The organism is Ruminococcus sp. AF17-12 (assembly GCF_003479245.1).
Classification (GTDB): domain Bacteria; phylum Bacillota; class Clostridia; order Lachnospirales; family Lachnospiraceae; genus Blautia_A; species Blautia_A fusiformis.
In genome coordinates, this window is record NZ_QUGY01000002.1 from 37,835 (window position 1) to 53,001 (window position 15,167).

Below are 15,167 nucleotides of genomic sequence, written 5' to 3' on the forward strand. Positions count from 1 at the left end.
GCAGTTGCATTATACGAAAGTATGGAATTGCGGGGATTCCATGGGGAATTTTATTATGCAGAGAAAGCATATAACAAACTTGCATCCTGGGGATATGTGATTTTCTGGGTATCAGTATTTATTTTGATGAGAACATGCTCAGTCACAGTGCTGCTGGGAAGAATGTTTGTATAGAAAGTGTAGACGAAAATAATAAAATTTGAAAATGTAGTATTTGGATATGGAGAAGAGAAAAATGCCTTGAATTATGTGTCTTTCCATATCAGTAAAGGAGAACAGGTGGGGCTGATCGGAGCCAATGGTGCAGGGAAGTCTACGCTAATGAAGGCAATGCTGGGACTGATCCCTGCAAAGGGAAAGATCACTGTTGATGAAACAGAAGTAAATCAGGAAAATTCAAGTAGAATCCGGCAATGCCTGAGGTATGTGTTTCAGGATTCTGATAATCAGATGTTTATGCCGACGGTTTATGAAGATATGATATTTGGACCATTAAATTATGGTAAGAGCAGAAAAGAAGCAGATCAGCTTGCCAGGGAGGCCTTGGAAGAACTGGACCTTATACATTTGAAAGACCGCCAGAATTATAAGATGTCAGGTGGCGAAAAGAGAATAGCTGCCATAGCCACCATCCTTGCAATGAACCCAAAGGTAATGCTGATGGACGAACCATCAACAGCATTAGACCCAAAGAACCGGAGACGGCTGATACGGATCCTCGCAGAAAAGAGCAGCGTAAAATGTTTTGTAGAAATCAGCTTACTGTTTGTAAAAGAAAATGTTTTTTCCAGCAGCCCTGGTTATTTTTTATTAAATCGGAGATATTAAAATCAGACGATTTAAAAAATATGTCTGAATGCTGTTTATCGTTAAAAACAGGGGGCATGGATGGGAAAAAGAAAAGAGATAACCGGTAAGGATAATGGAAAGCAAAAAATGTGGACAATAATCACTGTCATCATAGTGTTCTTTGCTATGGCTGGCTATGCAGGAATGTCTTATTACTATTCAGACAGATTTTTTCGGGGAACAACGATCAATGGAATTAACTGTTCTGGAAAAACATCGGAAGAGGCAGAACAGGCGGTTGCTAAAAAAGCAGAGGATTATCTGCTGGAAGTAAAGGCAAGAAATCTGAAATCACAGAGTATCAATGGAAAATTGATCGGATATCGTTATGTTTCGGATGGCAGTATTTCCCAATATCTGGATGAACAAAAACTATATAAATGGGTTCGGGGATTTTGGAAAAAACAAAATTATACAGCCAAGGAAAACATGACCTATGATAAAGTGAAGTTAAAAGAACAGCTGGAAAAACTGGAATGTGTAAAAAAAGAGAATCAGACAGCACCAGAAGATGCATATGTAGCTTATAAAGATTCGAAGTTTGAAATCGTACCGGAAACAGAAGGGAATACCCTGGATTTCAATGGAGCTTATCAGGCACTGTCAGAAGCGGTTGCTAGCAAAAAAAGAACGATTGACCTGAATAGCTGTCCGGCTGTTTATGTAAAAGCGGCAGTACTGAAAGATGATCCAGATCTTAAAAATTCATTGGAAGAATGCCAAAATCTGATTCGGACCAAAATCGTATATATATTTGGAGAAGAAACGGTAACATTGGAGGGAGACGAGATCAGAAAATGGCTTATTTTTGATGAGAGAGGACGGCTGCAAAAAAATGAGGATGAACTGAGACAGTGTGTGGCAGAATATGTGGCACAGCTGGCTGCCACACATGATACCGTAAATACAGAGAGGGAATTTTGTACAACAAGCGGACGTACTGTTCAGGTGTATAGTTCCGTTTATGGATGGAAGATCGATCAGGAAAAAGAAATAGAAACCATTATGCAGGAAATGATTGCAGGAGTACAGATAAGCCGGGAACCGGTATACGCTATGCGGGCAAATGCACGGGGAATGAATGATATAGGCAGCACGTATATTGAAGTGGACCTGTCTGCACAGCATTTATATTACTATCAGGATGGTTCTATCATTTTGGAATCGGATATTGTGTCAGGAGATATGCAGTATGCAAAACGGCAGACACCACCGGGAATTTTTCAACTGTATTACAAGAAAAGTCCATCTGTGCTGAAAGGAAAGATGCTGGAAAATGGGAAATATGAATATGAAAGACCAGTAACTTACTGGATGCCTTTTAATGGGGGGATTGGATTTCATGATGCTTCATGGCAGCCATACTTTGGAGGAAATCGTTTCCGAGAAGGTGGTGGATCCCATGGATGCATTAATCTTCCGGCGGACAAAGCGGCAGAACTTTATAATAGGATAGACGAAAGTGTGCCGATTGTCTGTTTTTATTAAAAATGGGCAGGATATATAGTTTTATATAGAGGTTTGTTTATAAAATGGAAGATCTTAAATGGTCTTCTGTTTTTTTTATAATTATCAGCAATAATTTCATGGAAGAAAAGTGTGTATGTTCCGTCCAGATATGGAAAGAAGTCTTTGACCATTTTGACCGGGAACCGAAAAAAATCGAGATAAATGAGATTTATTCGATTGATGAAGATGCAAAGGAAACCTTGCAGGAGAAGATCAAGAGGATGCTGGTTACAGAAGCAAAACGAATGGTAGTGTATAAAATTAGGTGGATGTAATTGAGAAAAAAATATGATATCATGTTAGTAACAAAACGGAAATTATGGAGGAATAGAGTGTGAAAAAATGCAAATATTGTGGCAAAAAACTCAATGATAATTTTGAATTTTGTAACAGTAAATGTGAAAATTATTATGAAAAGATGATGGATAAAGACAGCCATAAAATCAAGTATTTTACATTAGGCATTATTTTGGGATTCTTAGTTATGTTTTATGGCATTATTTCTAACAATAATGTCTTTATAATAGGAATTGGGATTGTAGTAATGGGTATAGATGTTGTTTTATTGCCATTTACAACTCCTGAAACAATTAATTTTCTAGGATATCAAAAGTCAAAATTCGCAGGAAGAATATCAGGCATATTGATTATAGCAGTTGGAGTATGGATGTGTTTTATTCAATGATAAATCCCAGCCTGCAAAATTGAAAATAAATTGAAAGTTACGAAATCGGAGGAGTTAATGATTATGTGGAATGAATTAGGTTTAAGCGGGGGAACCGCAATTATTATTTTGATTGCGCTGTATTTCGTCATCAAATGGGCAGTGAAAAATGGAATCAAAGAAGCCTACAGTGCCATTACTGGAAAGAAAACGGAAGAAGATGTCAGAAACGAAAAAGAATTGAAAGAACTCGGATTTGAGTTAGAAGATAAATAAAAGTTTATAGAGATGATGAAAGCATAATAGAATTAGCTGGCATGTGGGAGTGATCGAATGAGTTGGTTAAATATATAGTACGAAAGTAATTTGAGAAAAAATGATAAAAGGGATGGGATGAAAGCTCTTGCAGTTTACTGCTTAATCATGTGCAGTGCTTTCTGTCAGGGCTGGCTTTATACAACAAATATAAATGTTATTGTGCTGAATTTATCACAGATATGGATCCCTTTGATTTTGACTGCTGGCTTCTTTTTATTTTTTTACTGTAGCAAAGAGAACATTAGAAGTATTATTCAGAGGGTACATACAAACAAGATTATTTGGACTCATAAACAGTCAGTGGATAGTTGGAATAATCAATTCTGTTCTTTTTGCTTCTTGTCCAAAGAGAAAGAAAAGGTAGATTAGAAAGTGTTTTTTACAGGCAGGTGATTAGATGAATGATCAATTCTTACAAGGAGTATTATTCGATTGGAATAGAATTGATAACGATAGTTATTTAACAAAATATAACAAGAATTCTCCTTCCTCTATAGGTGGGAGATGAATTGTAGATCTGAGCATAAATGCTCAAAAGAATTTTATAAACAAAAAAAGAAAACACTTGTTCGCGTGTTGGAATTGTATTATAATAATAAAAAGAGAACATATTGTTCAAAAAACGATGATTGAAATCATTCATATGTAGGAATAAGGTGAGAAAAATAAATCGGGCAGTAAAAATAAGAATCTATCCAAATGCAGAACAACGTGTGCAAATAGATAAAACAATCGGTTGCAGTCGCTTCATCTATAATTGTATGCTTGCTGACAAAATGGAACATTATAAAAAAGAAAAAAAGATGTTAAGGAACACACCAGCCAGTTACAAGAAAGAATATCCCTGGCTGAAAGAGGTGGATTCATTGGCGTTAGCAAATGTACAGATGCATCTGGAAAGTGCATTCCATAAGTTTTTTCGTGAACCATCTGCAGGATTTCCGCGTTTCAAATCAAAGAAGTCATCAAGGAAATCCTATACAACAAACGTGGTGAATGGAAATATCTTTCTGGAAGGGAAATATCTGAAACTGCCTAAGATGACGGCTGTCAGAATAAAGCTTCACCGTCCGGTATCAGAAAAATGGAAACTGAAATCTGTGACAGTCAGCAGGGAGCCATCCGGAAAATATTTTGCCAGTCTTTTGTTTTGCTGTGAAAACCAAACAGCAGAAAAAAGACCGGCAGAAAAATTTATTGGGATCGATTTTGCGATGCAGGGAATGTGTGTGTTTTCTACCGGTAAAAGAGCTGAATATCCGATGTTCTATCGAAATACAGAGAAAAAGCTTGCGCGGGAACAGAGAAAGCTGTCCAGATGTCAGAAAGGCAGTCAGAATTATAAGAAACAGAAGAAAAGAGTTGCACTGTGCCATGAAAAGATCCGAAATCAGAGAAAAGACTTTCAACATAAACTCAGTGCCAGTCTTGCCGAGAGCTACGATGCAGTATGCGTGGAAGATCTGAATCTGAAAGGGATGGCAGGAGGACTTCATCTTGGAAAAGGCGTACATGATAATGGATATGGCCTGTTTCTGTCTATGCTGGAATATAAACTGGAGGAACGCGGGAAGTATCTGATAAAAGTAGATCGTTATTTTGCATCAAGTAGGATTTGCAGTGCATGTGGAAAGAAAAAAGAAAAATTGTCTTTATCTGAAAGGATCTATTACTGTGAATGCGGACACAGAATGGACCGTGATGTAAATGCAGCAGTTAACATCATGAATGAGGGAAAAAGAATCTTTGCAGAATGTGCATGACAGCACAATAAAAAGTCCGTAACCGGACTAATAAAAATCGCGGGGCACGCGAGGATAGCTTGTAGATACTTGGCTCAGTAGAGCCATTGAGCAAGAAGCCCCCACTTCAAAATCAGAGATTTAAGTGGTGGGAGCATGTCACTGTTTGGATTCGTAATGGCCAAAAAGAAAAGGGACAAAAATCTATAATTTCAGTTTTATTGTACTTTTCTAATTCGAGACACACTGTGCCCTGAATTGAGCTGGTCACATTATCGTGCCCTGATACGTATAAATGATGAGAAAGCAAGAACAAATGCAATGTAGACTTGGGATATAAAAAACTATACTATAGAAAAGCGTTAGAGGTGGCAACGGGAATGAAAAATAAAATTTTAGTGATAGAAGATGACCGTGCAATTTCAGAATTGCTGTGCATGAACCTGGAGGCAGCAGGGTATGAGACTGTGGCAGCGTATGATGGGGAAGAAGCCCAGAGGCTGCTCTTATGGCAGGAGGATGCGGACCTGGCAGTAGTGGATATCATGCTGCCGGGAAAAGACGGGTTTGCATTGATGGAGGATTTTAAAAAGAAGGAGCTTCCGGTGCTCTACCTGACTGCAAAGGATGATGTGGCTTCCAAGGTGAAGGGATTAAAGCTGGGTGCGGAAGATTATATGGTAAAACCTTTTGAGATGCTGGAACTTCTGGTACGCATTGAGAAGGTACTGGAGAGGACGGGACGGGCCAAGAAAGTCTTAACGGTCCGGAACATCCTGGTGGACATGCAAAGCCATCAGGTCTACAAAGACGGGCTTCCGGTAAGCCTAAAGCCAATGGAATATGACCTCTTTGTGCTGCTCCTGCAAAATAAGAATATTGCGCTTGGAAGGGAAGAACTGTTAAAACGGGTCTGGGGAGAAGACTACCTGGGAGAAAGCAGGACGGTGGATGTCCATATCGGACAGCTCAGAAAAAAGCTGGAACTTTATGATGAGATCAGGACGATCCCGAAACTTGGATACCGTCTGGAGGAATAAGGATGAAGCTGTGGAAACGAACGGTACTTCTTATGCTGGTAACGTTATTATGTGCCCTGCTCCCAGTGGGAACGCTAAGTCTTTATATCACAGGAAAACGAAGCCTCAATAATGCTGCAGAGACCTACGGAAGACAGCTGGAAAATGGCAAGATACTCCTGGAACAATTTTGGGATAACAGCAAATATGAGCAGATGTCCGAGACTGGAAAGCGGGCTTATATGGGATTTCAGTTCCAGCGATGCTGTGGGGAAGGCATGGCCCTGATCGACCGAAAAAGCAATGCCGTCATTGAAAACCTGACAGATTATAAAGTGGTGGGACTCGAAAATTTAGGCTTAAAGGATGAAGGAGATCCGTATGCCTACAAGATACAGAAACTGGGACAGAAATACCTCCTTCTCCAGCTGGAACCATTATCCAGACCGGAAGGATACGAAGTCCTCTCTGTCCGGGAAGTCACAGGGCTTTTTGCAGAGCTGAGACAGACCGCTGTCTGGTTTTTGGGAATTTATCTGGCTGTGTTCCTGATCGCCGGCCTTTTTATTTATATGATGATGCGAAGAACTGTGGAACAGATGGAGAAGCTACAGGAAGTGGCAGAGAAACAGGAGCTGCTCATGGGGGCACTTTCCCATGAAATGCGTACCCCGTTAACGTCCATTATCGGGTATTCGGATACCCTGCGCCATGTAAAGCTGAAAGATGAACAGAAAGACCGGGCACTGGAACATATCAACCGGGAGGGAAAACGCCTGGAGGCTCTTTCTGGGAAGATGCTGCAGATGCTGGGGCTTTATCAGAACCATGCCATACAGATGGAAATGACCATGGCAGGTGACCTTTTAAACCATGTCATAGACATGGAAAAAGAACAGGCAGAAAAGAAAGCGGTGCACCTCAAGATGGAATGTGAAGCCTTTTCCATGAAAATGGATCCGGCCTTGATGGAAAGCCTTCTGATAAACCTGATCGACAATGCCCTAAAGGCTACGGATGCCGGTGGAAGCATTTGGGTAAAGGCTTATGAGAAAGCTGGAAAAAAGATCTTTGAGGTGTCGGATACCGGAATGGGGATCCCGGAGGAAGAACTGGGAAAGATCACAGATGCATTCTATATGGTGGACAAATCACGAAGCCGAAAAGAAGGCGGATCTGGACTTGGGCTGGCACTCTGTGTGAAGGTGGCTGAAATCCATGGCGGATTTCTGAAGATCGAAAGCCAGCCAGGAGAGGGGACCACGGTAAGAGCCATCTTCTGATTTACAATTTGTTTACATCTTGATGAATACATCAGCGAAGCAATATGGTACTCTTTTCTCATAAGAAGAGGGTACCTTTTTTAATACCGAAAGGAAAGGATGGAAAAAGGATGAAGAAAATAAAAATGTTTATGGGAGCCGTTCTGTGTATGAATCTTTTGACATTATCCGGATGTGACCGTATTGTCCAGTCTGCTGTTGTGGAAGAAAAGGATCAGACAGAACAGAAAAAAGAAGAGAAAAAGGAGACAGTTCAGAAAACCGTTGCCGAACAGGTACAGGCACCGGAAACATACCAGACAACGATCCAGGCAGATCTAAGATCAGCGGGCCGGGAGGATAAAGAAACCCCGATGAATTTTACCCTGACAGCGGATGCACCGATAAAAGTGCCGGATGTAGATGCAATCTGTTTAAAAAAAGTAAAAAGATTGGCGATTCCTGAAGAAGAACAGAATAAAATAAAAGACACATTCGGAAAAGGACAGTCCATGCAGGAAGAGAAGAATGAGAACGAACAGGCGGGGACGTATACAGTAGATGGACTGACCTATCGGTATTCTTATGTACAGAGCGAGCAGGTATCGGATGTGGAGGAACTTGGATTTCAGATAGCGAAGTTTAGCTTTGATGATTGTGGGGACATGACCCTGGCATCAAGTGAGAAAAAAGAAAGGGAAGAACGCTTTCAAAATTATATAAAGGCAGGAAGCGGGAAAGTATCTGAAAAGGAAGCAAAGGAGAAGGTTTCAGGTCTTGTGTCCGGAAACTGGGAGATATTTGAAAGTTCCTCAAAAGCACTTACTGAAGGAAGCACTACCCTGGAAAAAGATGATTTCATTTTTGAACGGATGATAGACGGGGTTCCGGTTAATTATGTGAGGGAAACCTCTCTGCCTGTTAATGAGCAGGCTCTTGAATGGGAAAATGAGGACGGAACACTTCATGAAGGACAGTCTGAAGGATGGGAAAATGAAGTACTGACGATGGACTTTTGCAGTGGGACACTTCAGAGTTTTCTGCACCGAAATCCCATAGAAGCATCGAATGCTTCCGATGAGAGGCTGTTCTTACTTCCTTTTGATGAGGTCAAGGATATCTTTGAAAAAACGATCACTTTGCAGGTAATGACAGAAGACAAGAATCGGCTGATCTCTGTCGATGGAGGAAGCCACTACCGTTATCCGTCCATTGATGCACAGAGTGCGGAGATAACCATAACAAAGGTACAACTGGGTTATATGTGCATGCCAGACAGTGAAGGCAGCGATACCGAAGCAGTCCTGATCCCGGTGTGGGATTTTTATGGAACCTGGACATCCAAAGAGCCAGAGTATGAGTACGGAAATGGGGAGGATGGACCGGTCATGGGAGACGTGACGATGGATGCTGCAGGTGTTCCACTCCTTACGATTGATGCACGGGATGGAAACGTAATACAAAGGATTCAGGCTGGATGGGCGGCTTCTATGGGTTCCAAGGATATAAAATAGAGTGTGAATTTCAATTTCTAATCAATGATGACCGAAAGACCTGGAATTTCAGGTCTTTCTGCTTTACAGGAAAAAGAAAAATACGTTATACTTTTCCTATAGAAAAAGGTTGGAGGAATATGTATGGCAGAAAAAATGGCAGAGCAGATTGCAGAGATTTTAAAAGGACCTAATTTTCAAACGGCAGAGAAAGCACTGACAGATTTCTGCGGAACGATGGATGGGGAATTCAGGAATCTTCTGGTGGATATTATTGTGGAACGATGGATTGATACGCCTAAAGACGTACCGTTTTCCTATGCCCGCAGCATTTGGAATCGGAAAGATATAAATAGAGAAGAGTATCAGGCATTGCTGGAGGAAATCCGAAGCTATCCCATCGCACCGATCAACAAGGCAAAGATATCAGATTTTTTATGGGTTGTGAAAAATGATTTTTCAAATGCTAAAATAGCAGAAACGGCTTATTGCGAACACTTGAAGAACACCGGTGCATTTGCAGATCATATCATGGCTATAAACCGGATCTTGTTTATCTCTAAAAAAATCCGAAGCAAGGAAATCAATGAAGAGGTGCGAAAGAATCTGCTGATAAAAGTATTAGAAGAGTATGATAACAGCAGCCACGCAAAAATTGGATATTTGATAAAAACTGCCATGGAGGAAAAAGTGGATACAGGATATCTGATCCCTTATGTGGAAAATATCTTGAAAACTTACGATGATAATAGCTGCGATGCACTGCTCATTGGTAAGTTTTGTGATCTGTTGGAAGAACTCTATTGCAGAAAAAATAACTGGCTGAAGAAAAAGTGTATTACTGAACCTAAACTGATTGCGACACGAAGACGTAAGATTCAGGCTGTCCGGATGGAGGCTGAATATGCCGGGGCCTCTTCCAAAGGAAATTCAATGAGAAAGATTCACAATTTGAAAGAGGTTATTCAGTTGTTAAAGACCATACAAGGTACGGAAGAAGAAAGAAAGGCACTGTTGCAGGAAATAGCACAGATAGAAGAAGCTTCCCTTTCGGAGATGATGGTATGGAGTGATAAACAGGATGCCAGCGGCATTGTAAAAGAACTGTTCCGCCAACTGGAAGATCTTGATAAAGAAGAGGCATTATGTTATTTTGCTTCATTTCTTCCGATTCCGGAAAGAGAAAGGGTAAAGAATCAGGTATTAAATAGGACTGGGATCCTGCACACGATATTTCCAGCGGCAATCCTTGGAAAAGGAGGAAAATTAATTGCTAAAAGCGGGCCTGTGAAAAAGCCCGATGGAACAATCGATGAAGGTGCGCTTAAGGATAATATGGAGCGGACAGCAACCATGGAGATGGATTATTTTGCACAGATCCTGGTGAGAAATACGTTTGAATATATTCGTTCCAGATTTGTGATCGAAGAGAGTGATGTAAAAAAGATTGTAGATGTAAGTTGTGCGATTCCGGAGGGGAGAAAAGAATCGTATACCAAGGGTCTTATGTTTGGCTTTTCAGGAGATTTTTTGACGGCGCTAAGTATCCTGATTCCACAGATAGAAAATGCAGTAAGATATCTGGCAGTGGAATGTGGAGAACCTGTTTACAACATGAATGAAGAAGGGATTGAAGAAGTAAAACCAATGCACGCTGTCTTAGAATTGGAAGGAGTAAAAGAAAGCCTGGATGAAGACCTTATATTTGCTTTAAATACGATTTTCTGTTCAAAATTTGGATTTAACATGCGCAACAATGTGGCACATGGAATGCTGGATGATCAGGCATTCCAGAGCTTTAAAGCTTTGTATATCTGGTGGTTTGCACTGAAATTTTGCTATCTATTCTGCGGAAAATTACAGGAGGAGAATAGAAGTAAAATAAATAAAAAGCTGAAACAGCTAATGGAGAAGAACGATAATACGGATGAGAATTAATATAAAATGGTTGGACGGATGGTATGGTTTCCTTAAAAAGTGTTTGGAAGTACCCGGCAAGCATATCGTTTGGATATCAAAACGCACTTTGGGGACGCCCTCAACCCCCGGAATGTGTAGCACTGAGAGTAAATCTATAAATATAATATGAATTATAAAAACACTCCAACTTATTAGTAGTCAGAGTGTTTTTCATAAACATATATTTTTAAATAAAAAACACAATAAAAATCTGATTATCCGCTAAAATACAGTATCTATCAGCATTTTCAAGGAAACAAACTCATCAATTTACTACTTATTTACTACCAACGAATGAGCCTTGATACGCAAGTTTTCCTAGATATGCAAAGATATGGTACAGCACATCAGTATTGAAACAAGAAAAAATTGAATATTTCATAGACTATGGAACGCCTAAAATGACGTTCCTTTTCTATTTTCAGCCGTTCTTATTGGACGGCTATTTTATTACCCAAAATGAAAGGAGCATTAGATTTATGAAAAAGATATTAAAACGATTGTGTACGGGCTTCTTAGCTCTTGCAAGCACTTATCAAAATGATTTTAGGTTTTGATATTGAAGATATGGACTTAGAACCAGAAGAATAAGCAGTTTTTAGCGGAGCATGATTTAATATCCCCCTCTTTCCTGCTCTGCCACCTGCTTTTATATGAAAGCAACACGCTTTCACCACAGCTCTTTGACAACTGAATAAAGCAGACAGATACGTTTGTGAGATGGCGAGCCACGGGGACTGTACGCCACGACCTTTTCAAAAGAAAGCGAGCGACCCACGCAGTGATCCGAGAGCGACTGTTGGAAAAGTTGTTTTGCCACGACCTATCCTCACAGAATAATGATACGTCCGCATGGTGCGGTTCTGCCCACAAGAATGGGAATAGTTGAGATACTAATGGAGCTTTCCAAAGCCGTCTGCCTGCTTGTAAAAAACGACACACAGTAAAGGGGGGTGCATAGATTATGAACAATACTGATGTGCCTATTTGGGAAAAATATACGCTGACGGTTGAAGAAGCGTCCAAATACTTCCGCATTGGCGAAAAGAAATTGCGTAAATTAGCCGAAGAAAATCTTGACGCTGGCTGGGTTATCGTGAACGGTAATCGTATTCAGATTAAGCGAAAACAATTTGAAAAAATCATAGATACATTGGACGAAATCTAATGTCATTGAGCCGTAGATATGGTATAATAAGGTATAGCGTATCACGGCTCATTCCATGACGGAAAGGAGCTTTACACTATGTCTAATGTAAAACGAAAAGACAGTAAAAATCGCAATTTGCGTAATGGAGAGAGCCAGCGAAAAGACGGAAGATACGTTTATAAATATACCGATATATACGGAAAGCCACAGTTTATCTATTCTTGGAAACTTGTACCGACAGACAAGACACCTGCTGGAAAGCGTGATGATATATCGTTGAGGGAAAAAGAAGCACAGATTAAAAAAGACCTTAACGACGGTATCGATACAGCAGGCGGTAAAATGACAGTCTGCCAGCTCTACGACAAGAAGAACAGCCAAAGAAAGAACATCAAGAGGGCTACTGAAAAAGGACGACAGTATCTTATGAACGCTCTGAAAAATGACCCATTGGGTATGAGGGCGATTGATACTGTTAAGCAGTCGGACGCTAAAGAATGGGCTATCAGAATGAGCGAAAAAGGATACGCCTATAAAACGATTGATAACTACAAGCGTTCCTTGAAAGCGTCATTTTACATGGCGATACAAGACGACTGTATCAGAAAGAACCCGTTTGAATTTAAGCTAAGTGATGTTCTGGAAGATGATACGGAGCAGAAAGTTATCCTTACACCAGAGCAGGAAGAACGCCTGCTTGCCTTTATGGAAAAGGATAAGATTTACAGCAAGTATTATGATGAGGTTGTGCTTCTGCTGGAAACGGGACTTCGTATTTCTGAATTTTGCGGACTAACGACGCATATTGATATGCAGAACAGAATACTCAATATAGACCACCAGTTATTGAAAGACAGCGAAATCGGCTACTATATTGAAACGCCAAAGACCAAAAACGGAAAACGAGAACTTCCATTGACAGAACGGGCTTATCAAGCAATCCAAAGAATACTAAAGAACAGAGGAAAGGCACAACCGTTGATTGTAGGTGGTTATAGCAATTTCCTATTCTTGAACCGTGAGGGCTTACCTAAAGTTGCAGGAAACTATGAGGGCATGGTGCGAGGACTAATTAAGAAGTATAACAAGTATCACACGGACAAGTTACCGAACATCACACCACATTCATTCCGACATACTTACTGTACGAATATGGCAAACAGAGGAATGAACCCAAACACCCTGCAATATCTTATGGGACACGCTAACATAACCATGACACTTGGCTATTATGCACACGGTACATTTCAATCTGCAAAAGCAGAACTGGAAAGACTGGCTTGTTAATATCGGAGCTTATATTTACTACTCATTTACTACTTTTGGTTGCATTTTCATGCTGGTAAATGCCAGCTTATGCAAGGTATCTTCCAAAAAGAAAATACCGATAAAGCCCTAAAATACGGGATATATCGGCATTTACCAACTTATGAAAAGATAATCAGAAATTTAGTAAGTTTTTTAGAAAAAATATAGAGAAAGTATTTTGGTAGTTACGGATTTAAGAAAAACCAAAATTCATGTCCCTGGCATACAATATAGCGCTCCAACCACTCATTAAAAGGAAGGTTAAAACGATCGGTGTCAGGAGCTGGATAACATAAATAATCTTCTCTACCTTCTAATACAGCTTGTAAATCCATGGTTATATCACCTATATCTTGCAGAAAAAGAATGGGAAGATGATAGGTGAATTCTGGATCAGATAAAATGGGTGTATTATTCCAAACCTCTTTTTGATTAAGAGCTTCTTTTAAAGAGTAGATGGTACAGCTGACTAGAGAACTACCCTCTTCTCCACAAAAAAGCTCCATTCCATTTGAACAAGATAAAAAGGCTTTATACGAAGCGGGAAGTTTCATGTTGGGAAAATATTTTTCAAATAACTGAATTTCTTCGGAGGATACAGGTGGGTAAAATTTATGAGTTACTTTTATAGGCTCATCACCTAAATGCCATTGATAGACCCAACCATTATTATCCATCTCATATTTTAAATTTTTGAAAATTCTGTGTATTGCATTTACATCTTCCATTATGTACTCTCTCCTTAATAATTTCTAAACCAAGAAGTTATTGCTCTATGGCTTTCGGTTTTGACGGGCATTAAATTATTAAAATCATTTAATGCACCTCCATATTGTCTTGGGCGTATATGATGAATTTGAACACTTGACCAGAAGGAAGAAGGCTGTTTTCCATATTTTTCTTCATATTGTTTTATATACTTTGATCTTCCATTCCATGTAGGAGATTTCGCAAGCTTTTTCCAAGTGGTGCTAATTGTAGATTCAGCATCTTTTTTAGATACGGGATCAACATATTGAGGGAAGATTTGTCCTTTTTTATTTGTTAAAATAGGAGTTATTTGTCCGTTTGCACCAGGATTAGAAGTGCCATCAGCCATAACCGCGTTAAAGGAAGTATTTAATTTCCAAAACATTGTATTAGCAGCGGTAGTAACATATTTAACCTGTCCCTTTCTTATTTCACTACTTTTAAAAGTTACAGTTCCTAAATTTGTATTAGCTGTTACTTGTTTTATATTGGATCCATGACGTAGTGTGAAATGAACAGTGAGAACTTTAGGTTTTTCTCCAATCATAGAGTCTATAACAAAACCATAACGTAATTTTCCGTCAACATAAAGATAATTAGTATGATATGTAAACTCACCGACAACTTCCTGTTCTCTGGAAGCTAAAGAAGAGGCATTTTTTCTATTATGAAGATTTACAGAGTCAGTGCTTAAAGATGTAGCATTTAAAGATAATCCCTCTTCATCATGTAATGAGGATATTTTTATATCAGATTGAGTAATATTTTGATTTGAGGCAAAAACACTAAAATTGACGCTTAATATCAATGTAAGCGATAACATCCACATGAGTATTATTCTTAATTTGTTTTTTTTACGCATAGTTGTCCTCCCGAAAAATATTTAGCTGTCAAATTAGCGCTTTGTTCAACAACGGAGAGCAATTATAGCACGTTTTATGTTTTTTTCAATAGTTTTTTGCGCATTTATAAGATTTGTATAGAGATTATTATGAAAAAACATAATATCACTAGAAAAGTAGTTACAGTAAGAATTGAGTAATTGAACCCAAAAGAGTGTATTTGGAAAGAAAAAAGGTGACGTTGTATATGTTGTTGGTTTTTTAATCTAAATATAAATATAGTATCACTATTTTGAAGTTTT

Annotated in this window: 14 protein-coding genes; 12 read left to right on the forward strand and 2 right to left on the reverse strand. The window is 39.3% G+C overall.

Annotation, left to right across the window (positions count from 1 at the left end; translation table 11 throughout):
• Positions 1–249 precede the first annotated feature (249 nt).
• The 12 genes from DWW77_RS02275 to DWW77_RS02345 all read left to right on the forward strand — a co-directional run bounded on the left by DWW77_RS02275 (position 250) and on the right by DWW77_RS02345 (position 13,252).
• Entirely contained in the window at positions 250–828 is a 579-nt protein-coding gene (locus DWW77_RS02275) for an energy-coupling factor ABC transporter ATP-binding protein (RefSeq protein WP_235812414.1), read from the forward strand.
• Positions 829–888: 60 nt separating this feature from the next.
• Positions 889–2,337 carry a L,D-transpeptidase family protein gene (locus DWW77_RS02280; RefSeq protein WP_118607972.1) on the forward strand — a complete coding sequence of 483 codons (1,449 nt, stop codon included), beginning with the start codon at positions 889–891 and terminating at the stop codon, positions 2,335–2,337.
• Between the two features lie 44 nt (positions 2,338–2,381).
• Positions 2,382–2,633, forward strand: coding sequence for a hypothetical protein (locus tag DWW77_RS02285; protein WP_235812351.1), 252 nt, complete (start codon positions 2,382–2,384; stop codon positions 2,631–2,633).
• 59 nt (positions 2,634–2,692) lie between these two features.
• Positions 2,693–3,043 carry a DUF2116 family Zn-ribbon domain-containing protein gene (locus DWW77_RS02290; protein ID WP_059085795.1) on the forward strand — a complete coding sequence of 117 codons (351 nt, stop codon included), beginning with the start codon at positions 2,693–2,695 and terminating at the stop codon, positions 3,041–3,043.
• A gap of 63 nt (positions 3,044–3,106) precedes the next feature.
• Positions 3,107–3,298, forward strand: a complete 192-nt coding sequence (locus DWW77_RS02295) for a DUF6019 family protein (RefSeq protein ID WP_059085796.1) — start codon at positions 3,107–3,109, stop codon at positions 3,296–3,298.
• A gap of 698 nt (positions 3,299–3,996) precedes the next feature.
• A complete protein-coding gene (locus DWW77_RS02300) occupies positions 3,997–5,103 on the forward strand; it encodes an RNA-guided endonuclease TnpB family protein (RefSeq protein WP_059085798.1) in 1,107 nt (368 codons plus the stop codon).
• 359 nt (positions 5,104–5,462) lie between these two features.
• On the forward strand, positions 5,463–6,122 hold the full coding sequence (locus DWW77_RS02310; protein ID WP_118039749.1) for a response regulator transcription factor: 660 nt from the start codon (positions 5,463–5,465) through the stop codon (positions 6,120–6,122).
• 2 nt (positions 6,123–6,124) lie between these two features.
• The gene (locus DWW77_RS02315; RefSeq protein WP_118607973.1) at positions 6,125–7,384 is read left to right on the forward strand and encodes a sensor histidine kinase; all 1,260 of its coding nucleotides are present in this window, start codon (positions 6,125–6,127) and stop codon (positions 7,382–7,384) included.
• A 110-nt stretch (positions 7,385–7,494) separates the two neighbouring features.
• Positions 7,495–8,877 (forward strand): DUF6034 family protein, encoded by a 1,383-nt coding sequence (locus DWW77_RS02320; RefSeq protein WP_118607974.1) that lies wholly within the window; start codon positions 7,495–7,497, stop codon positions 8,875–8,877.
• A 123-nt stretch (positions 8,878–9,000) separates the two neighbouring features.
• The gene (locus DWW77_RS02325) at positions 9,001–10,794 is read left to right on the forward strand and encodes a DUF4209 domain-containing protein (protein WP_118607975.1); all 1,794 of its coding nucleotides are present in this window, start codon (positions 9,001–9,003) and stop codon (positions 10,792–10,794) included.
• A gap of 985 nt (positions 10,795–11,779) precedes the next feature.
• Positions 11,780–11,983, forward strand: coding sequence for an excisionase (locus DWW77_RS02340; RefSeq protein WP_002322728.1), 204 nt, complete (start codon positions 11,780–11,782; stop codon positions 11,981–11,983).
• A gap of 78 nt (positions 11,984–12,061) precedes the next feature.
• Entirely contained in the window at positions 12,062–13,252 is a 1,191-nt protein-coding gene (locus DWW77_RS02345) for a site-specific integrase (RefSeq protein WP_032684686.1), read from the forward strand.
• A gap of 206 nt (positions 13,253–13,458) precedes the next feature.
• Here DWW77_RS02345 and DWW77_RS02350 read toward each other — a convergent pair whose 3' ends face one another.
• Both DWW77_RS02350 and DWW77_RS02355 read right to left on the reverse strand, forming a co-directional pair.
• Entirely contained in the window at positions 13,459–14,001 is a 543-nt protein-coding gene (locus DWW77_RS02350) for an SMI1/KNR4 family protein (RefSeq protein ID WP_118069966.1), read from the reverse strand.
• Positions 14,002–14,015: 14 nt separating this feature from the next.
• Positions 14,016–14,885 carry an HNH endonuclease signature motif containing protein gene (locus DWW77_RS02355; RefSeq protein ID WP_118607976.1) on the reverse strand — a complete coding sequence of 290 codons (870 nt, stop codon included), beginning with the start codon at positions 14,883–14,885 and terminating at the stop codon, positions 14,016–14,018.
• Positions 14,886–15,167 lie beyond the last annotated feature (282 nt).